Origin of the sequence: Citrobacter sp. MGH103, assembly GCF_001034475.2 — a bacterium.
In the GTDB taxonomy this organism is placed as follows: domain Bacteria; phylum Pseudomonadota; class Gammaproteobacteria; order Enterobacterales; family Enterobacteriaceae; genus Citrobacter; species Citrobacter freundii.
The window spans coordinates 36,594-58,984 of the sequence record NZ_CP073043.1 but is presented as its reverse complement, the minus strand read 5'-3'; the positions used below and the strand labels follow the sequence as shown (position 1 = coordinate 58,984).

Here is a 22,391-nt window from a genome sequence, read left to right as displayed (position 1 = left end):
ATTCAGCGGCTTTTCTGTTACTTACAATCCCGTCAGAAATTGTATTTCACGCCCAGCATACCGCGGGTATCGCTGTAGCCTTTGTCGCCGATCTGTTGGGCCACGTTGCTCCACACGTTGAGGCGCGGGGTGATTTGCCCTTCTACGCCGACTTTCAGCTCGCCGATGTTCTTCGTGCCGCGCATGTCGTTGCTCACATCATCCATCTTCACGCTGGTCGTCTGCGTGTTGTGGATCCAGTTGGCTTCGACAAACGGCTGGAACTCGCGTGATTTACCGTCGTCGATGGCGTTGTGACCGTTGATAAAGGCCTTCACGCCCAGGCGGGTCATCAGGTTGCCATCGGTGTTGTCTTTCACGCGGGTACCGTTCGCTTCGCGGTGGCTGTCGGCCTGCACGTCCATCCATACCACCTGCGCTTTCGGTTGCAGCCAGTAGCTGTTGCGCTCGTTTTCACCCAGTTTGAAGCTGTAACCGGCTTCTACCGAAGCGGTTATCCCGCTGGATTTGTATTTCTCTGTCGCCTGCTCCTGGCCCATCACCTTGTTATCAAACCAGTTGTACAGCATCCAGGTGTCCACGTAGGTGCCGGTTTTGTCTGCGTCATTGGCATACCATGTGCCGTACAGCCCTACGCTGTAACCGGTGACCTGACCACGTGAATGGTAGCCGGTCAGGCTGGACTGCGTGCGGTTCTGGCTGTTGGCGTAACCTGCCATTGCGCCGATGTGCCAACGGTCTAGACCGTCGCTACTCCACTGCGCCAGATCGCCGCCTAACTGCAACACATAGCTGTTGCTTTGGGTTTTCAACTGCCCGCTACCGTCTTTGAAGCGGGTATGCGCCCCGACGTTACGCATCCACATACTGGTGACTTTTTTCTCGCCCGTCAGCATGTCGATGTACTGCGTCTCTCCCAGACGATCGTGCAGTCGGGTCATAAACAGCGTGTTAGCGGCATAGTTGTTCGCCAGATAACTGCCTGCTTCCGGACGGTATTGCTGCTCAGTAACAGGAGGCGCAACAGGTTCTTCCGGCTCAGGGATGATCGGGTCTACAGGATCGACCGGGTCTGGATCAATGGGGTCAACCGGGTCCGGATCAACAGGGTCTGGGTCATGCGGATCGACCGGGTCCGGTTCTTCCGGATCCGGCGGAGCAGGAATAAAGCTGGTCAGATACCAGTTGCTGCCCTTTTGCACCACGTTATAGTCGTACGCACCGGCAACAATACGACCTGCTTTCTCAAAAGTACCGTCAGAATTACCGGCTACTTCGATGATCTCAATACCTTCAACGGTCTGCGCCCCGGTTCCGCCAATGTTGTTCACCGCCACAAACGCATTACCCGCGGTGTTGCCGAGCACTTTCAGCTTGTCGGTTTCGGAGGTGTCGTCATTCAGGACGGTATTGAAAACCAGTTTGCCGCCGTTGCCGGTGAAATCTTCATTAATGGTAAGCGTCTGCCACGGTTCGCCGTCAGTATGCCCAAAATTCACCACTGACCCGCCGTTCAGCGTCAGGTCGGTGAGCGTTGAGCTGTTGGTCATGTTCCAGGTCGCATCGCTCATTTGCAGCGAGATAACCCCCGTTCCGGCCGTGACGCTGGTGATGTATGACGCCCCACTCCACAGCGAGTTGTCGGTCATGTTGAGCGTAATGGTACTGTTTTGCTGTGGCAGGCTGCTGGTTGCAGCAGTCGCGCCAGCGGCATGAAGATCGCCATCGATGAGGAAGCGCCCGCCAGCAGAGCCATCTACGGAGCCGCCCGTTTCGGTACTGATGGCATAACTTTCATTGCTGTGATTGCCCGCCATGGTAATGGCGGCACCGCCAGCCAGGTTTATTGCCCCGCGTGAAGTCGCATATAGGCCGCGTGGTGCTTTGCTGTAAGACGCCGCTTTCGCCGAATTGTTTACGTTGATCGTCGCGTTTTCGCCGAGATTCACGGTCGCATTGGTGGAATAAACCGCATGTGCGCTAACGCCGTTGACCGTAATCGTAGCATTGTTGCCCAGTTCCGTTTTGGAAGATGAGGCGGCATAGATCCCTGTCGAGGAAGCGCCCGATGTCTCGATAGTGGCGTCATCACCAAGGCGGATCGAGGACCCGCTCTGCCCGGTGCGGAGACCTTCTGAACTGTCACCTATCGTCACAATGTGTGCCCGGTCGCCGACGACAATCGTATTTTTGGCCTGCGTAGCGTCTTTCATCGCGTTTGCAGTGATACCACGCCCCTGATAACCGGTGGTTTGAATATACAGATCGTCGCCGACATATATGTTGGCTGAACCTTTCCAACCCTGGCTATAGGAGTTGTAACCGGCGTTAATACCGTCACCATCCTGACCGTCCACATAAATGCTGGTGCGATCTCCGGTGATGATAAAGACCGGGTTATCCGGCGTATTAGCCCCGTGCGTGCGAATACCATCAACATCCTTACCATTATTAGCGGCATTCTTCGACTGTGTGCGGATCGTCAGGTCATCACCAAAAATAACACCCGGGCTACCCGTCGCACTGTTCTGAATAACGGTAATGGAGTGTTCGAAGGCTTCTGCTCCCGGCCCATTCAGCGTTAATCCATGACCAAAAACGGGAATGGTGCCGGCACTCCACTGATAAACATAATTCGGCGTAGCGCTGGTTTTAGCGAAACTGGCATTCGCCTGTGCAGGAAATAAAGCCTGCAACTCCGGAGGCAGACTACTAACCAGACCGCTGGAAGGAAGACTATCAACATCAATCCAGGCTGCATGGGCCGAAAATACCATAGAAGTTAATGCGGCTGAAACCGCGATGGCAATACGAGAGTAAGATTTGGGATTTGGCATATTAGCCTCCTGCTATTAGGCGTAGAGCGTCCACCACATCGCAAGGATGTGAAATAATAAAAATCAGAAATGCGTTATAAAATATTCGATAGTATTTTATGAATACTATGGCCCAACTTATCTTCAAGCCGGAGCTTATAGACATATATTTTCTTAATATCAATATTATCTATTTGGGTAATTTGCTGAATACTTTTTCCTGAGACAAATCGCTTCAGTAATATCATTTCTGTATAGTTGAGTGTGCGCCCACGTTTACTGTTAGCGAGATGACCGGTAAATAATCGTCTCATTTTCTGATGCTGTACGTCATCATCATCATCAGAATATATAATCCCTTGTATTTTATTGCTTTTCGACAGCCAGTAGTTGGCTAACGGCGCCAGGTTCCGGTCCGCTATTAAAACAATATGCATGCCGCTATAAGCCAGACGATCAACCCATTGCGGGTCGGCAAACAGGCGCAGGTTCGGGAAAGAGAAGTCCACAAAAATAAACCCGCGCGACAAATGGTTTTGATTATTAAGCAGAAGTTTTTCAATAATTCCTTTTTGCAGAAAGCCATTTCCCTCAGGCCAGATAGCAAAAGCGGCACGGTGACAGTAACTGGCGCGAACCGCAGCATCCGGAAATAATTGACAGGATAATTCACAGCTTATGCAACGAACACTCTGTGATGGTGATCTCTTCATCAAAATGACTCCTGTTATTTTTCCATAAATATTTCATTGGTAAATAAATGTGTCAATCCGACACGTACGACATTCCTTGTCAGTTAATAACAGTGGCGCTAATAAAATGTAATAAACTCCTGATGCGCTAATAAGTATGGACTGTGATTAATACGATTGCGCTAAGCTTTTTTGTGCCTTATCTCAGAATAACAGCCTGGGCATTAGGAATTTTATGCATAAATTAAAACCATAGGATAAATCCCAAAAAAGCACTATTTGCTAAAAAACAACCGATGTAAACGATACTCATTAATTACACAATACTGATAACTCAATCACCCTTGAAGTGCTGTGGATAAATATAATGATAATTCAGATAAACCTGTAATGAATTCTCATTATTTAACATTAGTTAATTTTACCTAAGAACTTACTCAGCTAACACATTGTATGTAAAGAATATTTAACTCTTAAATGAAATTCTTATCTGCGATCACGTACAAAGAGTGAGGCATATTATCGATTTGGATGTAAAATTTAAGGTAAGTGTTGGCACATGCGGTGATACGTTTTGGTTACTGAGGGCTGGGCAATTGTACCTTATCAATCAGTTGGTCGAATTTAATCCTGATAACAAAAGCCTGGTCAATCGACAGACAGGGCGAGCAATACAACTTCAGCTCCCAGCCTCGCTCTGTTTTCTCTATTTAATTACTCACGCAAGTGACATTGTTTCTCAGAACACGTTGATTAAAGTGGGCTGGGGTGAGAGAAATAATGTGACCACCACCAACACATTTTACCAGGCTATTCTGACGCTACGTAATGCTCTGGCGGATGTGGGTCTGCCGAGAGATACGGTGAAAACAATTTCCCGGCGCGGGCTTACATTAAATGAAAATACGCAGATTGAGGCGATAACACATCCTCAAAGTGAAGTTTACCAGCCACCGGTTATTGAGGATTACGCGCCCCCAAAGATAATTGCTCCCGCGCCTCAACAAACGACGCGGGGACCCTGGTGGTACATTATATTTAGCACGGGCATCGTTATTGCCACCCTGATTATCTGGCTGGTGTGGTATCAGACGCGCCCTGTTACGCCGTTTAGTAAATTCGTGTCTGTTTCTATGCAAGTTCCCTCTCGGCAAAACTGTAAAATTTATTACTCACCGAATGAGCACGACCAGGAGAATTATTTCAATCTGATGCAACTGCATCCCTATCTCTGTGAAAACAACAAGCATGTCTTCCTTTCCGGCTACCGCAAAGCGGAGAGGATCGTGGCATTTGTCTGTGATAAAGATGCGCGGATAGATGCTAACGCGTTTTGTGCTACCCACTATTACTGGATGCGCGGGTAATGAAAAAAATACATCACCTTATTTTGCTGGTAATCGGTCTGGCGACGTTGCTCGGTTCAGGCGGGTGGCTATGGTATTCACGCTTTGCCGAAAAGCCGCTGAGTTGCATCGGCAACATGGAATGGAATATTGGCAGCAATCGCTTTGCCGGTACGTTATCGTTTCGGATGTACGATAATGCAGGTTTGGCCACCATTACCGGAAAACTTTACGGACGTAATACCTCAGACATCAGCAGGAACATTTATTTCAACTACACCAGACAGCACGAAGCCCGGGTGCTACAGGCGATGCAGGTGGTCAAAACCTTCGCAGACAGCGCCGATGAAACGGATATTAACAACACCTTACCCGGTTTTTACCGCCAAAGCGGACAAACCCTGAGTCTGGTCATGGAAGAGTATAAGGGCGCATGGATCTTTGCCAGCTCCAATGTACCCTCGCTGTATTGCCGCAAGAGGTAACGTCATATCCGGAAACAAAAAGCGCGCCCCCTCAATGGAATTCATATTTGCCATCATCGACTTACGCGACATGGGTCACTGAATCCTCTAATAACCCATTGCTATTCTTCATCCCGAATCAGGAAACATCCTGAATATCACGATATCCATTGCGTAATAATTAAGCGAAATGGGCGTTTTATTTTGCCCAGAAGACTTCAATCTACGGATAGATATTTGGAGAAGGCGTGGGCAGGGGCGTTTATCTCTCTCGCGAGCAATGTCTGAGGGTTCAGACGTTATCGCATTTCAGGAAACGGTATGTTTCCGGTGTATTTTTGGCGTACATATGAGGGATACGTAATGTTTACTTTTAAAAAGTGCCTGATTGCACTTTCTATAAATTTGGCCGTTGTTTCATCAGGTTTTGCTTGTACGACCCTGCTGGTCGGTAACGAAGCATCAGCGGACGGCTCGATGCTGGTTGCCCGTAGCGCTGACAGCGATGCCCTGAAAGCGCAACATTTTGTCATTCACCCGGCAAAACAGAATCAGACCGGGGTATACAGCACCAAAGCACATAACGGTGCGAATGACTTTACCTGGCCGCTCCCCAAAAACTCTCTGCGTTATACCACTGTTCCAAACTGGAAAACCCAACTGCACGGCGCGACCGGATTTAACGAACTGGGCGTTGGCGTGAGCGGCACAGAATCTATTTTTGCCTCACCAAAAGCGCTGGCCGCCGACCCTTACGTTGAGGATAAAGGGATCACCGAAGACGATATTCCGGATATTCTGCTGTCGCAGAGTAAAACCGCGCGTGAAGCCGTGGCGCTACTGGGCCATATCGTTGAGACCGTCGGCGCAGGCGAAGGCTTTGGCGTTGCCGTCGTCGACGATAACGAGATCTGGTATCTGGAAACCGGCAGCGGCCATCAGTGGATGGCGCAGCGTCTGCCAAATAACCAGTATTTTGCCACCGGTAACCAGGGCCGCTTACAGGATTACGATCCGAAAAACCCGGACATGATGGCGTCAAAAAACCTGATTCAATTTGCGACCGAAAAGGGTCTGTACGAACCGGCAAAAGATGGCAAATTCAACTTCTCCAAAGCCTATACCCGTGATGACGAGCGTGACCGCACGTATAACGACCCTCGCGTATGGACCATCCAGAAAGAGTTCAATCCTTCCGTAAACCAGGATATGGCCAAAGGACGTGAATTCCCGGTCTTCATGACGCCAGAGAAGAAAATGACGCTGGACGATGTGAAGGCCGTACTGCGTAACCATTATGAAGGCACCAGCCATGACCCCTACACCAACGGCCTGAACGGCAAAGAGCCATGGCGTCCGGTCAGCGTCTTCCGCACCTATGAAGCGCATGTTATGCAGGTCCGTCCGTGGTTGCCAAAAGAGATCGGTGAAACGACCTACATTGGTTTGGGCATGGCCGATCTCACCGCCTTTGTTCCGTACTACAGCGGCCTGAAAGCGTATCCGGCTAACTATACGATGGGTACCGATAAAGCGGACGATCAGTCTATCTACTGGAAATATCGTAAATTACAAACGCTGACGATGACCGATTATCCGAAGCTCGCGCCAATCGTCAAAAAAGCCTACAAAGCGTGGGAAGACAAAGTGGCGAAGGAGCAAAAAGAGGTCGAAGCAGAGTATCTGAAGATGGCGAAAACTGATAAACCAGCCGCCGATAAGATGCTGAATGACTTCAACCTGCGCATCATGGCCGACGCCGAGAAGCTGACGGAAGATCTGACTAATCAGCTATTTACCATCCGCACCAAAGATATTCAGTCTGATATCTTCTTTGCAAACGCAGCGAAAAAAGACTGAGTAACGACGCGATAGTATTCTGGCGTAAAGCGCTTATTAGCTTTGCGCCAGCATTTCACACCGCGCCTTCACTGCGTCGTGCAGCAGACGGACTGCCGTTGAAAGCTGCTTCCGATGGGGGCAAATCATATTCAGCGGGACTTTCTCCCCCTGATAATCCGGCATCAGCAGTTGTAATCGACCGTCACGCACATCTTCGCTGACATCCAGCCACGACTTGTACGCCACACCTTCCCCGGCAATTGCCAGCCGTCGGATCACTTCCGCATCGTCGCTCATAATGGTGCCGTTAACCTGCACACTACTGACCTCGCCGTTGCGCGTAAACGTCCAGCGATCGTGCAGGCGGCCGCGTAATACGAAGGTCATGGCGTTGAGCTGTGTTAAATCATCCGGGGTTTGCGGCGCGCCGTTTTGCGCAACCCATTCCGGTGATGCCACCAGCACGCGTCGATTACTCGGTGCAACGGGCAGCGCAATGTATGAAGCGTCTTCGGTATTGCCATAGCGAAACGCAACATCGACGGGGTCTTTAAAGACATCCGTCACCTGATCGGAGAAAAAAATCCGCAGGCGCAGCGCGGGATAGCGGCGTCGAAACGACTGAAAGACCGGCAGCAGCAGGTTACGGCCAAGATCGGAAGGCACGGCGATTTGCAGCGTGCCAGAAACTTCATCTTCTGGGGTCTGAATTTTTTGCAGCCCGGCATGCATCACGTCCAGCATCTGGCGGGCATAGGGTAGCCAGACCTCACCCTCCGGCGTCAGGCGTAGGCTGCGCGTGGAGCGGGCGAACAAGCGGATAGCCAACGTAGACTCCAGGCGTTTGATAGCTGAACTGACCTGAGCAGGCTGAACGCCGACTTCTCGCGCGGCATCGCTAAAACTATTCAGCGCCGCGGCGCGGACAAACAACGTGAGATCTTCAAGCCGGAACATTTTCACTCCCCGAGTATAAGTCCTGTCGCCGTAGGGCTATTTTTCCCGTTCTGCTACCGGTTTACCATCGAATTATTCAACTGATTCCTGTGACCGGAGAGACCATGAAAGCCATCGCTATTACCCGCGCCGCGACCGACGGCAATAACATTGAATTTTTACAAGAGATTGACCTGCCCATGCCAGTCGCTACCGGGCACGATCTGCTGGTTGAAGTGAAAGCCATTTCCGTCAATCCCGTTGATACCAAGGTTCGCGAAGGTTTTAACGCCGATGTGCCGCGCGTTCTGGGCTGGGACGCCGTTGGCGTGGTGAAGTCCGTGGGTGAAGCCGTCACCCTGTTCACACCTGGCGATGAAGTCTGGTACGCCGGAGCGCTGGGCCGCGCTGGCAGTAACAGTGAATTTCAGCTGGTTGATGAACGTATTACCGCGCTGAAGCCAAAAACACTGGATAATGCTTCTGCTGCGGCGCTGCCGCTGACCGCCATCACCGCCTGGGAAATGCTGTTCGACCGTCTGGGCGTTGAGGAGAATAGCAATGAAGATGATGTGTTATTGATCGTTGGCGCGGCTGGCGGCGTCGGTTCTATTCTGACGCAACTGGCCAGTAAGCTGACCAAAATGACCGTCATCGGTACGGCATCACGTCCTCAGAGCCAGAAATGGGTTCGTGAAGCGGGCGCTCATCATGTGATTGACCACAGCAAGCCTTTGACGGAAGAGCTGGCACGGATAGGCATTAAAGAGGTGACGCACGTTGCCAGCCTGAACAATACCGAGCAGCACTATTCGCAAATTATTGCCGCCCTGGCACCGCAGGGCAAACTGGCGTTGATTGACGATCCGCACACTCTCGATGCGCGTCCGCTGAAGGCCAAAAGCATTTCGCTGCACTGGGAGTTTATGTTTACCCGTTCGATGTTTACCACCCGCGACATCATTGCGCAGCATCAGTTACTGACCCGCGTGGCACAGCTGATCGACAGCAACACCCTCCGCACCACGCTGGGCGAACATTTTGGCGCGATCACCGCGGCAAATCTGCAAAAAGCCCACGCGCAAATTGAAACCGGTCGTTCGGTCGGCAAGATTGTGCTGGAGGGGTTTTAACATGTCCGATTCAGAAGTGATTTCAATTATTGCGATACTGAAAGCCAAACCAGGGAAAATCGATGCACTGAAACAGGCACTGCAGGCTCTGTTACTGCCTACTCGCCGGGAGCCGGGCAATATTGAATATGCCCTGTTCCAGTTACGCGACACGCCGGATGTGTTTTACGTGCGCGAATCCTGGCGCGGACAGGCCGGTCTGGACGAACATATCGCTCTGCCACATTTCCAGGCGTTCATTCTACAAATGAACGATCTGCTAGCCGAACCGCTACGGCTGGATTATCTGACGCCGATTGCGCCATAAAATAACTACCGAAGCCCCCTGCCGCGTGGGGGGCTACACCAGTCATGTCTCACTCGCTTCGCTATCTCTGCTATGATGCCTGCACACAAATAAAACAAAACAACATGCCGAGGGAAAGATGAGTTCCACCAGAAGAGGGATGATGAACGTCCTGATTGCCGCCGTATTGTGGGGAAGTTCAGGCGTTTGCGCGCAGTACATCATGGAGCAAAGTCAGATGTCGTCGCAGTTTCTGACCATGACACGTCTGATTTTCGCCGGGCTGATTCTGCTGATGCTCTCTTTCGTTCACGGCGACAAAGTGTTCTCCATTATCAAAAACCGCAAAGACGCCATCAGCCTGCTGATTTTTTCCGTAGTTGGAGCGCTCACCGTACAGCTCACCTTTCTGCTGACCATTGAAAAATCCAACGCCGCCACCGCGACGGTGCTGCAATTTTTGTCACCGACCATTATCGTGGCGTGGTTTTCCGTGGTGCGCAAAGCTCGACCGGGGATTTTAGTGCTGACTGCAATCTTCACCTCGCTCATCGGTACCTTCTTACTGGTCACCCACGGTAACCCGACGTCGCTGTCTATCTCACCTGCCGCGCTGTTCTGGGGAATTGCCTCGGCGTTTGCCGCCGCGTTCTACACCACCTACCCCTCAACGCTTATCGCGCGTTACGGCACGCTGCCGGTCGTCGGCTGGAGTATGTTAATCGGCGGCATGATCCTGCTGCCGTTTTATGCCGGACAGGGTACTAATTTTGTGGTGAATGGCAGTTTGATTCTGGCGTTTTTCTATCTGGTGGTCATCGGCACGTCGCTGACGTTTAGCCTGTACCTGAAAGGCGCGCAGATGATTGGCGGACCGAAAGCGAGCATTTTAAGCTGCGCAGAACCGTTGAGCAGCGCGTTGCTGTCACTACTGTTGTTAGGTATTACGTTTACCCTGCCAGACTGGCTGGGCACGCTTTTAATCCTCTCATCGGTAGTACTGATCTCAATGGACTCACGTCGCCGCGCCAGAGCGGTTTAACCCCAACCGGCGCGGCAACGGGTCACGATTACCAACCCGGAACCGCGCCGCCGTTAAAGATAGTTTCTGCCGCCTTTGCCACTTCCGGTGACTGATAAGATTGCAGGAATTCTTTCACATTCTCGGCATCTTTGTTGTCTTCTCGCGCCACCAGGATGTTCACGTACGGTGAGTTTTTGTCTTCGATAAATACGCTGTCATGTACCGGGGAAAGACCGGTTTGCTGGATGTAGGTGGTACTGATAATCGCTACATCCACTTTCTGATCGTCCAATACGCGCGGCAACTGCGCGCCTTCCAGTTCCATAATTTTCAGATGCCGCGGATTATCAGTGATATCCAACGCTGTTGGCAGCAGGCCGGTATCCGCTTTCAGCGTAATTAACTTCTCTTTTTGCAGCAGCAACAGCGCCCGCCCGAGGTTGGTTGGATCGTTAGGTATCGCAATCGTTGAACCGTCTTTAAGTTCAGCGACGGTTTTGATTTTCTTCGAATACCCTGCCATCGGGAACACAAAGGTATTGCCCACCGCAACCAGCTTATAGTCGTGTGCTTTATTATCTTGTTCGAGGAACGGACGATGCTGGAAGACGTTGGCATCCAGCTCACCATGATTGGTGGCATCGTTGGGCAGCAGAGAACCGCTAAAACCCACCAGCTCCACCTCAAGGCCATATTTTTCTTTCGCGACTTTCTTCGCGACCTCCGCCACATCCTGCTCGGCACCGTTAATCACACCCACTTTAATATGCTTTGCATCACTGCTCTGTTGATCGCATCCTGCCAGCAATAATCCCGCCAGTAATACCGCCGCCCCAGCCCCGAAATAAGGTATTTTCAGTTTCACGTTTTATCCTTTTGCAATAACCGCCTGATGAGTAATGAAATGACTATAGCGGCAAGGCCGCTGCGGTTTAAAAAACGAAAAAGCATCAGCAAGAAGAAAAAAGCATAATGGGAAAAAGTAAAATTAGTCGGAATCTGTTGTTAATTCATCAATGGAGAGCCCGGTAATAATCAGCACCAGTTCACGATCGAGCCCCTTCTCAAGCATGGCATGGGCTATCCGCAACGCTTCGTCTTGTTTGCCTTCGCGTTTGCCTTCTAGCAACCCCGTTCTTCGCCCCGACTCACGTAAACATTCTGCAATCGTCATTAATCTCTCCTTGTGTTGGGGAACGCGTAAAGCCACCTCGCGAATAAACGCCTCGAAACGCGGGGCGCTGCCAGACTGCATCAGATAATTAAATAGCGTTTCTACCTGGCTGTCATTAGCGTATCCCTTAACCAGCAGAGCAACCAGGTTATCCACCAGCACCATCAAATCGCGCTCGCGTATATGCTTCTGGACAAGCTCCAGTAGCGCCATCCGCCGATGCTGCATAACCTCATCATCAGACACCACCGTGATGTCTACCAGCGGGAAGGCCGCACCATAAAGCTGCCGCGCAGTTTCTGGATCGTCAAATTCATCCAGCCAACACAGCGAGTACGGATACGGGCTATCGACGCCATGATAAAAAAGTATCGGCACCACCAGCGGCAGCGTTTTGTGTCCTGCATCAAGGTGTTTCTGCATCGCAGCAATGGCATAACGCATCATCCGGAATGCCATATGAGCATCCGGTGAACTCTGGTGTTCAATCAACGCGTAGATATAGCCTTTACCGGTTCTCGTTTTTAGCGACCACAGAATATCGGAATAACTGGCACGCAGGTCTTCCTCAATAAAACTCCCGGATTCCAGCTTCAGTGTATTCAGATCGCAAAGTTCACGTAATGGTGCGGGGAGATAGGTATCAAGAAAATCCCGTGCCGTTTCTGGATGGCTTAAGAATTTTTTAAATACGGCATCATGCGGCGTAGAGGTTGTTGGTTTTTGCATGGCGATCCGTCACCAGAAGAACAAGATGACGGGACATTACTCGCCAGTGATACAGACGACATCAGGGAAATTACCCCTTTGCGAGGCGTTTTCGAGGATAAATAGATGCTGCTGCAATGCATTCATTTTCCATGAATGATGTTCGCAAAAATGCCCGGTAGGCGAGATCACCTTCGGGCATTTTTTGTGTGCCATCCGGCGATAGCAACATCACACCAGGGCTTTGACTATCTCCATCAACCTGATGATATCTGCAGGCCGGGTATTACCGGTCTGTGGGTCGATAATCGAGCTGTAAACATGCGGCATGACGCGCGATACTCCTGCTTCCAGACAGGATTGCAGGATAATGCCGAAGTTATCGAGATCGATACCGCCGGTCGGTTCAATCAACGTCATGCCGTTGCGTGCCGCTGTCGTCGCCAGTGCGTACAACTCAGGCAGGGACTGCTCACCGCCCATTGGGAAGAACTTCGCCGCATGCGCGCCAGAGTCCAGCATCATACGTACCGCTGCATCACAGGAAACGTGGGCTGGCGTGCCCTGGCTGCTGCTGACGCCAGTGGAGATCAACACTTCCCCCGGCGTGCCCGTGGGACTGACTAACGCGTTGATATGGGTCTGTTCACCGCCCGTTGCCGCCAAGGCGCCTGCCGCAAACCCACAACCGGTAAAGGTCTGGTTGACGTGTGCCGGATGGACCTGTGAGGCAATCATTGCCGCTTTGTAATACTGCGCCGGGTCGCCCGCCCCCAGCCCCACGGAAATCGACGGCACGTCGACCATCCAGCGTTTTACTTCCTTAACCCCTTCCTCAACCGAGGAGAACTGCGCCGAAAGAATGCCGATCACCGCGTGACCTTCGGCAGCGTCATAGATTTCCCGGGCGTTGGCGATATCCTTCGCCAGCACGTTAATAGCCACTTTATTGCGATAAAAATTAATGTGCTGCATGGTCTGCAATCTCCTTTAGTCGGGCCACGATCAGTGCCATTTCCCCTTCTGCAACCGTACGCGGGTCAAGACTAAAGACGCCCTGATGAAGGTTGTAACGGCGAGCGTAAATCGCGATATCACCCTCTCGCAGCTGCGCTTCTACGGCGTAAGCATCCATCCCCAGCTCTTGTGCATTCACCCGAATACGAATCCGCCAGATGGCGCGCCCGGCTTCGTCCTGCTCAATATCCGCATCCAGTCCGCGAATCGCTGAAATCGCCTGCGCCACGGGGCGAAGCTCTTCGGCGGTGACCACGGTTTGCCCCTGATGATAGTTTTCCAGGGCATACACCAGCCCGACCATATTCTCTTTGCCGATCTTCATCGCCCGGGCAATTCCGTGGTGCTGCGCTTTACACGCGGCAATCCACTGTTTCTTCCCGGTGATAAACCCGGAGGTCGGCGCGTTAAAGGCTTTTGCTCCGCTGTAGACCACCATATCCGCCCCGCTCGCCACCCAGGCGTGTAAGTCTTCCTCAGCGGCGGCATCGACAATCAGCGGCAGGTTATGAACCTGCGCAACCCGTACGAAGTCTGCAATGCTCAACATGCCTTTCTGCACGCAGTGGTGCGATTTCACGTACAGCAGCGCGGCGGTGTTATCGGTAATCGCGCTCTCCAGCTGCCAGCAGGCCGCCAGATTACTTGAGCCAACCTCCACCACCCGTCCGCCGCCTAAGCGGATCGCGCTGGTGATGGGCGCACCGTAGTCAACGTTATGCCCGCGCAGCATGACCACTTCATTGGCCATACCCGCGCTGTCCGGCATCAGCGTGACACTAGCCTGGTCACCGCGGGTAATGGCGGCGGCAACGGCAATCGCAATACCCGCCGAGGCGCACGAAGTAACATAGCTGTCCTCCGCGCCGGTGTAGCGGGAAACCAATTCACCGGTACGGTCCACCAGCCGGTCAATTTCAACAAAGGCCGAAGCTGCCCGCGCGGTGGCTTGCATCACTTCCGGCGCGACGCTGGAAACGCCCAGAATCGTCATCTTGCCGCAGGCGTTAATGACCTGTTTTAGCCCCAATTGTTGGTAGATATTCTGTGTCATGGCTTACAACACTCCCAGCAGCGAGCAGACCACGCTGAGTGCGACAATCGACAGCAAAATCGTGGTGTAACGCGGCCCTTTCTTCACCAGATAGAAATAAATGGCGAACACCGCCGCCAGCGGCAACAGACCGGGGGCAATAGAGTCGAGGATTTGCTGAACCACCACTTCAGAGCCTTTCAGGGCGCTGAGTTTTAACGGCGTGGTGATCTTGACGTAGCTCGCAGAAAGTGCGCCCATCATGATCAGGCCCAGTACGTTCGCGCCGTAGATCAGTTCCTTAATTCGCCCTCCCTGCAGCAGACCGATAATCGAGTCACGTCCCAGCGTATAGCCTTTGTGCACCATACCGTAGCTGATTGCCAACGTAATGGCCGGGTAGAGGATTAACGGTACAATTCCGCCCATCGCGCTGCCATTGGCGGCGAACGGGATAAAAATGGCAATTAACAGCGGCATCACGGCTGCCCAGATGATGGAGTCCCCCATCCCGGCCAGCGGTCCCATTAGCCCGGTTTTAATCCCGGTAATTGAGGCATCGCTGATCGGCTCGCCGCGGGTTTTCTGTTCCTCCATCGCAATGGAGATCCCCTGAATCACCGCCCCGAACGTCTGCTCTGAGTTGAAGAAGTTCAGATGGCGTTTCAGCGCTTCTACCTGTTCCTCTTTTTGCGGGTAGAGCTTTTTGATGATCGGCGTCATCGAGGCGCAGAAAATCAGGCTCTGCAAACGCTCATAGGAGCTGGAAACTTCCGCGCCCAGCCAGTAGATAAACCAGGCTTTGGTGATGTCTGCTTTGGTCAGCGTGCCGCTTTCACGCGCACGCTCCACCAGTTCATGTTGCATTACGTCGCTGCTCATCATGCTGCTCCTTCATTTTTCGCCAGACCTTTAATCAGGAAAGCCACGCAGGTACCAAAGATTGCCATCGCCATGATGTCCACCTTCAGGTACAGCACTGCGAAGAATCCGCCGATAAACCACGGCAGCAGGCTCTTTTTACCGATCACCATAATGGTGATGGCGAAGCCCAACGCTGGCAGAATGCCGCCCATAATTTCAAAGGAGTGCGTCAGCCAGTGCGGCATCAGCTTGAGGAAGCTTTCCACCACGTCCTGACCAAAATAGTTGGCGGCGAAAACCACCGGGAAACGCAGTACAAGGCCAAGCAACGCCGGGTAGAGGAATGCACAGCGCATGATGCCCGCCATGTTGGCCGTTTCCGCATGTTTGTCGGCCATATGCACCCATGCCGCGTTTAACGTGCGGCGCAGCTGGTCGAGGAACACGCCGATGACGCCAAACGGGATCGCCAGCGCGATAGCCAGGTTCGGGTCCATTCCGGCCTTCACAGCGATAGGAATTGAAATACAGGCGGCCAGCGCCGGATCCGACGGGACGTTACCGCCTGGCGTAGAGGTCACGCCGAGATAAACCAGCTGCATACCGGCACCGATGATCATCGCCGTTTCCATGTTGCCTAACAGCAGGCCAACGAATACGGCAATCACGACCGGTTGCAGCAGCATAGCGGAGAAGGTGTAGCCAAGGCGTAAACGGGCAAACCAGTAATACAGCCCCATCAGGCTTGCAAAGACTAAAGTATCCATAGTTAAGTACCCTGTTATCAAAGAATTAGAATTTTTTCAGGATATCATCCAGCGACTGAGGCTTATCTTCCGGGATAGTCTGGAAGAACACCTGAATCCCACGATTTTTCAGGTCGCTCAGAATGCCGACGTCTTTTTCATCCAGCGTAATGTTCTGGAATACCGCTTTGCGGTTTGGCCCACCGCCCAGCCCACCGACCTGAATGGTAGTGACGTCAAACCCCAACTGGACCGCTTCCTGAACCGCCGCCAGAGAAGGGAACAGCACCAGCACTTTGCCGTCACCAAGCTGGTTTTCTTTCCAGGCGGCCGCAAAACTTTGGTTACCAAAGCAATCCACTTTGATGTTTGGCGGCGCGGCCATCAGGTAGATGTTTTTCATAAACGGATCGGCATCAAGCTCATCGCTAACCACCGCAATCCGGTTGGCCTGAGATTGCCCAACCCATTTGGTCACCACTTGTCCATGAATCAGACGGCTATCGATACGACATAAAACGATGTTTGCCATGATGTTTATTCCTTATTGTGATTGTTGTAATTGACGCACGTGGGCGACAACGTCCAGGCAACTGCTACGCCCGGCGTCGACCAGTTCAGCCACGCAGGTGGTCAACTGGCCATGCTCGCGTTTGTCGAGCGCCTCCAGCAGCAAAGAGGCGTTGAGCCCGGAAATAACAGCCACCGGGTAATCGGCGCTCAGCCGCGCCGCCACGTTGGAGGTGGTGCCGCCAATAAAATCGGTCAGGATCAGTGAGCCTTCCGGCATGGTTTTCACTACGGCTTCGACGCGCTGATAAAACTCGCCGAGCGTATCAACGGGCATCAGCGCAATTTCCGTCACGCCTTTGATTTCACCCATCACCATGCGCAGGCTGTTGCAAAGCTGTTGCCCCCAGCCGCCATGGGTCAGCAGCAGGATCTGGGGCAAGGATTCAGTGGTAGTCAAAATGGCCTCCTGGCTCGATTACATAGACATAGATAAACAGAGCAAAGGCTGTGCCAGAATTTGTGTCACGCGGGGAGGAGAGGAGCGCTGGCGAGGCAGGAAGCCGCGCCAGTAAAGGGATTAGCTATACAGCAGTTCGTAGATATAAAAATATTCCGCGTCCGATAAGCGAATGGCATAGGCCTCTTCGATCGGCAGGAAAGCGGATTTAATGACACTAAACGCGCGATTATCCAGATCCGGCTTGTTCTCCAGCGCCATCTGTAACGGTTTGCGGTTAATCACGATACGCTCGACCATACAGCAGCAGTGGATCAGGAAGCGCAGTGTCACCTGACGGCTCGGTTTGAGCGAAAGCGCGGTGGTCAGATGATTCAGCACGCCTTCCATCTCTTTGAGAATACGCTGCGGGTTGAGCACCGAAATATGGTTAATGATGCTCTCCATAGTCAACGCGCTGATAAAACGCATCGCGCTGCGCTCCATCTCCAGACGGCGTTCGCTGCTGGAGAGATCTGGCGTCAGCAGGCTGAGTACCAGCTCGGGGCCTTGCTCAGAGAACAGCTCCTCGAGCGAGATAAACGGAATATCCGGCAGTCCTGGCTGGAAAGTGCCCACTATTCCCGCCAGGCGTTCACTGGCGTTAATCGCCTGCTGCACGCGCTCCAGGCTGCGAACTTCGTTGTAATCGAGGATCACCATCCGTGTATCCTGCGACATCAACTCACCGAAGCTCTCTTCCAGCACCTTTTTGATTTTTTCTGCCGTTCCCATCCCAGTGATGCAGGAGATAACCAGCACTTTACCGCTATTTTCCTGCTGCGGCGTACAGAGCTGACAGGGAATATTTTTGCTCTGCATCAACGCCGCCAGTTGCGGTAAGTCACTGGTTTCGTAGCTTAAATCCAGCCCGATTTCCAGCAGGCTGGTGAGCGTGATATTGGGCATCAGCAGAACGTCTATCTGGAATAATTTGCTGATCGTACTGCCAAAATGGACCAGCGAGCCAATATCCACCATCAGGATCAATCGGCGATATTGCCGGGTCTGGATCATCTGCGTCAGGGCTTCCAGCGTGTCATGCACCGACTGCTCAAAAGGCATATCGATAGCGCTGAACACCTCGCGCTCCAGCACGCGATTCACGTACTGCGCCTGACTTGTGGCGGTCGTCGCACCGTGGGCAATCAAAATCACCCCGCAGTCAGGACTGGCGTCAATCCGTTGGCGGTAATGGCGACACTCTTTGAGGAACAGGCACAGCCAGACCACCTCCGTCGCCGGACACTGAATATGCAGCAGTTCATTGATTTTTCGGCATAACAGCGTAGCGTTTTCGTATTCATCTTTGCAGCGATCGAGGATCAGGCTGGAAGAATAAAGTTGCGGAATAAGGCCGCGTTGCACATAGCCAATCAGCGCCAGGAAGTGTTTGCGCAGCGGGTTAACCAGATTTTCCGGCAGCGTAAAACCGAGCACCTGTTCAACGCAGCCGATCAGCAGCGTGACTCGCTCTTCAATCTGATCGCCATAGCGCGGAGGATGCGCCACGCTGTCGCGGCTGTAGAGACCATATTCAAATATCGAACTGAGCTTGTTTTTGAGGATTGCCAGCGTTTCGGCTGGCGGCACGTTGCTGTTACGCAGGTTGATATATTCGCGGGTCAGGAAGCTGTAGAAGAGATCGCTCTCTTCTATTTCGGCTCCGGTCGCCAGCGAGTTTTTCAGCGCGGGCAGCGTGCGGGCATCGATGCTTAAATGCTCTTTGCCTTCGAACAGTGCGCCAACCAGCAGACGCTGTTCAGGCGTAGCGTTAAAGGGGATCTCGGTCAGACGTTTATCCAGCTGTAGCGTGTCGCTGTGCTCGGTCATCCCTGAGGCCCAGGCCTGGGCGCAGAGAAACTGAATGTCACTCTTAAGCTGACCAATGTTGCCTTCCAGCGGCTTGTTCAACAGCCAGAGCAGCAGGGTACGGTCGATGCTTATCGTACGCTCGATTTTGCGGCTCTCACGCTGTAAGAAGCCAACGATCAGTTCAACCTGCTCTTCCACCGAACGCTGGCGGATGCCGGGGAGATCGATACATACCTGAATACGTCGCTGGAAAGTGCGCAGCAACGCCGAACTTACCGGTTCGGTGGTCGCACATATCAGGCGAACCGAGATTGACCGCGCCACGGCGCTGGAACCCAGCGGCCGGTATTCGCCTTTGTCGAGAATAGAAAATAGCTTTTCCTGACCTTCATACGGCAGACGATGCACTTCGTCGAGCAGCAGATAGCCACCGTCGGCTTGCTCGACCAGACCGGGTTTATTTTCATTTGCGCCGGTAAATGCCCCCTGTCGATGACCAAACAGGTGCGAAGAAAGCAACTCCGGGTTATGGGCGTATTCCGCGCAGTTAAAGTAAACCAGCGGCGGCGACGCTCCCACTGCGCGTTCGCAGGCGAAACGATGCATCAGTTCGGCAAAAAAGGTTTTGCCGACGCCGGAGGGACCGGTCAGCAGAACGTGCAGCCCGTGGGGATACAGCACCGCCGCGCGGCCTTTTTCCACCGCGTCGCGCAGGCTGCGATCGTAACCAATCAGGCCAGAAAAGGGATCGTCTGTCGCCTGGTTTTCCTGAACAGGCAACAGGTCGGCAACGGTTTGCACTTCACGCTCGGACTCATCCAGTTTGCGCCCCAGCAGCGTTTCAATCGTCTGACGATGCAGAAAGAATACCGGGCGTCCGCGGCTTTTAATCGCCAGGCCGTCGTTCCAGAGCTGATTGAGATCTTTACTGACCGAGTTGCGCGCCAGTCCGAGGTTAAAGCCGATAGCTTCTGCTGTGAACGCCGTTTCCTGCGCCAGATGAGCAAGATTCAGTCCTCGCGTCAGCCGTTCCAGCTCCCCCAGTATTATCTCAATCCGTCTCATCTCTTTACCGCTTAAGAAATAAATGATTGTTCAGAACATACACTATTCTGCTGCGCAAGAAAGTGAGGCGGCGTCCAGACCTTTCGGTCATCAAAACGTTTTCGACAAATAATGCCGCGCGGAGCCGGTTTCCGGAAAGTTATCGAGGGTCATTTGCAGCTGATAGCCATTTTTCTGATAAAACGGCAGCGCCTGGAAACTCATGGTATCCACCAGCGCATGCAGGCATCCTCTCTCACGCGCTGTCTGCTCGGCAGCCTGCATCAATTTTGTGCCGTAACCGCCTTTGCGCAGCGAATCATGCATCCACAGGAAATCAATACACAGCCATTCGCCTTTGATTTTGCCAATCAGCCCGCCCAGAATTTCATTGCTTTCATCGCGCCAGTACACCGCCAGGTCGCCAAAATTGGTGGTTCTCAGGAACTGGCGGTTGTAGGTGCGCAATCCGGCAAGCAGGGCATTTTGATCGTCTTCGGTAATGGTATCTGTAATCTGTATTTGCATCCTATCCTCCTGAAAAACTACAACTTCTGGCTGATTATTTGTTTAGAAATTAACACAGGCTGATGAGTGAGGCGCATGCCGTCTACACTTACTCTTGAGATGATGCGCATCGACAACAAGGATTATTATCATGAAACGAGCCGCTTTACCGCTTATTGCCATTCTTTTCACGCTGTCGGGTTTAGCGCAGGCCGATTCGGCTTACGGCTCTCTACAGTCCGTTCATGAAAAAAATACTGTCTTGAAGGACTTACGCAAGATTTGCACCCCACAGGGGTCGCCATCCGATGACGTGTGGGAAAAAACGATTATGTCTGATACACGTAATCAGCAGCATATCCGCGAGGCTATTCTGGCAATACAAAGAAATAACCAGAACAACTACTGGGAAGCACTTGGCAAAGTTGAATGCCCGGATTTATAAACATCTTGTTGTAAAATGAGCACTGTAACCGGTTTCTGTGTCGCAAAAAAACGTATTGTTGCCAGAACGTATAAATAGCAATGGAGCAATAACAATGCGATACCGTTTTCCAGAAAACTTCTGGTGGGGCAGTGCCTGCTCGGCACTGCAAACCGAAGGGGATAGCCTGAACGGCGGCAAAAGCCAGACCACGTGGGACGTGTGGTTCGACCGCCAGCCAGGTCGTTTCCATCAGGGGGTTGGTCCGGCGGACACCTCAACGTTTTATCAGCACTGGAAACAGGATATCGCACTGCTCAAACAGCTGAAGCACAACAGCTTCCGTACGTCTCTGAGCTGGTCACGCCTGATCCCGGACGGTACCGGCGATGTTAATCCGGAAGCCGTCGATTTCTATAACAACGTCATCGACGAGCTGCTGGCGCAAGGCATTACACCGTTTATCACCCTGTTTCACTTCGACATGCCGATGGTGATGCAGGAGAAAGGCGGCTGGGAAAACCGTGAGGTGGTTGAGGCGTTTGGCCGCTACGCGCAGACCTGTTTTAACTTATTCGGTAACCGGGTTAAGCACTGGTTCACCTTTAACGAGCCGATTGTCCCGGTGGAAGGTGGCTATCTGTATGACTTCCATTACCCTAACGTGGTGGATTTCAAACGCGCGGCCACCGTGGCGTATCACACTGTACTGGCGCATTCCACAGCGGTACGGGCGTATCGCGCCGGAAACTACGGCGGTGAGATCGGTGTGATCCTAAATCTGACGCCCTCTTATCCACGCTCTCAGCACCCGGCGGATGTGAAGGCCGCGCACCATGCGGATCTGCTGTTTAACCGCAGCTTCCTTGACCCGGTACTAAAAGGGGAATATCCGGCGGATCTGGTCGAATTGCTGAAAGAGTACGATCAGCTACCAACCTGTCAGCCAGGCGACAATCAGCTCATCGCCGAGGGGAAAATCGACCTGCTCGGTATCAATTATTATCAGCCGCGTCGCGTGAAATGTCGTGATACTGCGGTCAATCCAAACGCGCCGTTTATGCCGGAGTGGCTGTTTGATTATTACGAAATGCCGGGGCGTAAAATGAACCCTTACCGTGGCTGGGAAATTTATGAACCTGGTATTTACGATATTATTACTAATCTTCGTGATAATTACGGCAACCCGCGCTGCTTTATTTCTGAAAACGGTATGGGTGTGGAAAATGAGCAGCGTTTCGTTGAGCATGACCAGATCAACGACAGCTACCGCATTGAATTTGTTTCTGAGCATCTTAAATGGCTACATAAAGGCATCAGCGAAGGTTGTAATTGTCTTGGCTACCATATGTGGACTTTTATTGATAACTGGTCCTGGCTCAACGGATATAAAAACCGCTACGGTTTTGTTCAGTTAGATTTAGAAACGCAAAAACGTACGGTGAAAAAGAGCGGCGAATGGTTTGCCCATACTGCCGAAAACAATGGTTTTAATTAAAAATAACCAGGAT

21 protein-coding genes are annotated in these 22,391 nt (G+C 52.3%); 8 read left to right on the top strand and 13 right to left on the bottom strand.

All coding sequences use genetic code 11. The features are described 5' to 3' along the window. Positions 1-32 precede the first annotated feature (32 nt). Positions 33-2,837, bottom strand: coding sequence for an intestinal colonization autotransporter adhesin MisL (gene misL, locus SK33_RS00285; protein ID WP_048218851.1), 2,805 nt, complete (start codon positions 2,835-2,837; stop codon positions 33-35). Between the two features lie 74 nt (positions 2,838-2,911). Continuing rightward, the gene (locus SK33_RS00280; RefSeq protein WP_003023988.1) at positions 2,912-3,529 is read right to left on the bottom strand and encodes a helix-turn-helix transcriptional regulator; all 618 of its coding nucleotides are present in this window, start codon (positions 3,527-3,529) and stop codon (positions 2,912-2,914) included. Between the two features lie 575 nt (positions 3,530-4,104). Here SK33_RS00280 and SK33_RS00275 point away from each other — a divergent pair. The 3 genes from SK33_RS00275 (at position 4,105) to SK33_RS00265 (ending at position 7,178) form a co-directional block, all read left to right on the top strand. Beyond that, complete coding sequence (locus SK33_RS00275; protein ID WP_048218934.1) at positions 4,105-4,875, top strand: winged helix-turn-helix domain-containing protein; 771 nt, start codon at positions 4,105-4,107, stop codon at positions 4,873-4,875. Continuing rightward, complete coding sequence (locus SK33_RS00270) at positions 4,875-5,339, top strand: hypothetical protein (RefSeq protein WP_032950552.1); 465 nt, start codon at positions 4,875-4,877, stop codon at positions 5,337-5,339. Before SK33_RS00275 ends, SK33_RS00270 begins: the two co-directional genes overlap by 1 nt. Before the next feature lie 342 nt (positions 5,340-5,681). Then, complete coding sequence (locus SK33_RS00265; protein WP_005121531.1) at positions 5,682-7,178, top strand: C69 family dipeptidase; 1,497 nt, start codon at positions 5,682-5,684, stop codon at positions 7,176-7,178. A gap of 36 nt (positions 7,179-7,214) precedes the next feature. On the opposite strand, the gene SK33_RS00260 is transcribed toward SK33_RS00265, so the two are convergent. Then, entirely contained in the window at positions 7,215-8,117 is a 903-nt protein-coding gene (locus SK33_RS00260) for a LysR family transcriptional regulator (protein ID WP_048218852.1), read from the bottom strand. Positions 8,118-8,221: 104 nt separating this feature from the next. Here SK33_RS00260 and SK33_RS00255 point away from each other — a divergent pair, with 104 nt between their 5' ends. The 3 genes from SK33_RS00255 to SK33_RS00245 all read left to right on the top strand — a co-directional run bounded on the left by SK33_RS00255 (position 8,222) and on the right by SK33_RS00245 (position 10,557). Beyond that, positions 8,222-9,229 (top strand): zinc-binding alcohol dehydrogenase family protein, encoded by a 1,008-nt coding sequence (locus tag SK33_RS00255; protein ID WP_048218853.1) that lies wholly within the window; start codon positions 8,222-8,224, stop codon positions 9,227-9,229. A gap of 1 nt (position 9,230) precedes the next feature. Beyond that, positions 9,231-9,536 carry a putative quinol monooxygenase gene (locus tag SK33_RS00250; protein WP_048218854.1) on the top strand — a complete coding sequence of 102 codons (306 nt, stop codon included), beginning with the start codon at positions 9,231-9,233 and terminating at the stop codon, positions 9,534-9,536. A gap of 118 nt (positions 9,537-9,654) precedes the next feature. Further along, positions 9,655-10,557 (top strand): carboxylate/amino acid/amine transporter, encoded by a 903-nt coding sequence (locus SK33_RS00245; RefSeq protein WP_003023973.1) that lies wholly within the window; start codon positions 9,655-9,657, stop codon positions 10,555-10,557. A 28-nt stretch (positions 10,558-10,585) separates the two neighbouring features. Here the strand turns inward: SK33_RS00245 and nlpA are convergent, their stop codons facing one another. The 10 genes from nlpA to SK33_RS00195 form a co-directional block, all read right to left on the bottom strand. Continuing rightward, a complete protein-coding gene (gene nlpA, locus SK33_RS00240) occupies positions 10,586-11,404 on the bottom strand; it encodes a lipoprotein NlpA (protein ID WP_048218855.1) in 819 nt (272 codons plus the stop codon). Positions 11,405-11,527: 123 nt separating this feature from the next. Then, a complete protein-coding gene (locus tag SK33_RS00235; RefSeq protein ID WP_048218856.1) occupies positions 11,528-12,442 on the bottom strand; it encodes an Rpn family recombination-promoting nuclease/putative transposase in 915 nt (304 codons plus the stop codon). A gap of 210 nt (positions 12,443-12,652) precedes the next feature. Beyond that, a complete protein-coding gene (gene dagF, locus SK33_RS00230) occupies positions 12,653-13,396 on the bottom strand; it encodes a 2-dehydro-3-deoxy-phosphogluconate aldolase (RefSeq protein WP_032950565.1) in 744 nt (247 codons plus the stop codon). Then, a complete protein-coding gene (gene dgaE / locus SK33_RS00225) occupies positions 13,383-14,492 on the bottom strand; it encodes a D-glucosaminate-6-phosphate ammonia lyase (protein WP_048218857.1) in 1,110 nt (369 codons plus the stop codon). Before dgaE ends, dagF begins: the two co-directional genes overlap by 14 nt. Positions 14,493-14,495: 3 nt before the next feature. After that, positions 14,496-15,356 carry a PTS system mannose/fructose/sorbose family transporter subunit IID gene (locus SK33_RS00220; RefSeq protein ID WP_005121522.1) on the bottom strand — a complete coding sequence of 287 codons (861 nt, stop codon included), beginning with the start codon at positions 15,354-15,356 and terminating at the stop codon, positions 14,496-14,498. Beyond that, positions 15,353-16,102, bottom strand: coding sequence for a PTS mannose/fructose/sorbose/N-acetylgalactosamine transporter subunit IIC (locus SK33_RS00215; RefSeq protein ID WP_003023960.1), 750 nt, complete (start codon positions 16,100-16,102; stop codon positions 15,353-15,355). The genes SK33_RS00220 and SK33_RS00215 overlap by 4 nt, the downstream gene beginning before the upstream one ends. 25 nt (positions 16,103-16,127) lie before the next feature. After that, on the bottom strand, positions 16,128-16,613 hold the full coding sequence (locus SK33_RS00210) for a PTS system mannose/fructose/N-acetylgalactosamine-transporter subunit IIB (RefSeq protein WP_003023959.1): 486 nt from the start codon (positions 16,611-16,613) through the stop codon (positions 16,128-16,130). 12 nt (positions 16,614-16,625) lie between these two features. Further along, positions 16,626-17,051, bottom strand: coding sequence for a PTS sugar transporter subunit IIA (locus SK33_RS00205; RefSeq protein ID WP_003023957.1), 426 nt, complete (start codon positions 17,049-17,051; stop codon positions 16,626-16,628). 120 nt (positions 17,052-17,171) lie between these two features. Next, positions 17,172-19,970, bottom strand: coding sequence for a transcriptional regulator DagR (gene dagR / locus SK33_RS00200; protein WP_048218858.1), 2,799 nt, complete (start codon positions 19,968-19,970; stop codon positions 17,172-17,174). Between the two features lie 90 nt (positions 19,971-20,060). Next, on the bottom strand, positions 20,061-20,477 hold the full coding sequence (locus tag SK33_RS00195) for a GNAT family N-acetyltransferase (protein WP_048218859.1): 417 nt from the start codon (positions 20,475-20,477) through the stop codon (positions 20,061-20,063). Between the two features lie 130 nt (positions 20,478-20,607). Here SK33_RS00195 and SK33_RS00190 point away from each other — a divergent pair, with 130 nt between their 5' ends. Together SK33_RS00190 and SK33_RS00185 are read left to right on the top strand one after the other, a co-directional pair. Then, a complete protein-coding gene (locus SK33_RS00190) occupies positions 20,608-20,901 on the top strand; it encodes a YicS family protein (RefSeq protein ID WP_008323809.1) in 294 nt (97 codons plus the stop codon). A 94-nt stretch (positions 20,902-20,995) separates the two neighbouring features. Beyond that, the gene (locus SK33_RS00185; protein ID WP_048218860.1) at positions 20,996-22,378 is read left to right on the top strand and encodes a glycoside hydrolase family 1 protein; all 1,383 of its coding nucleotides are present in this window, start codon (positions 20,996-20,998) and stop codon (positions 22,376-22,378) included. Positions 22,379-22,391 lie beyond the last annotated feature (13 nt).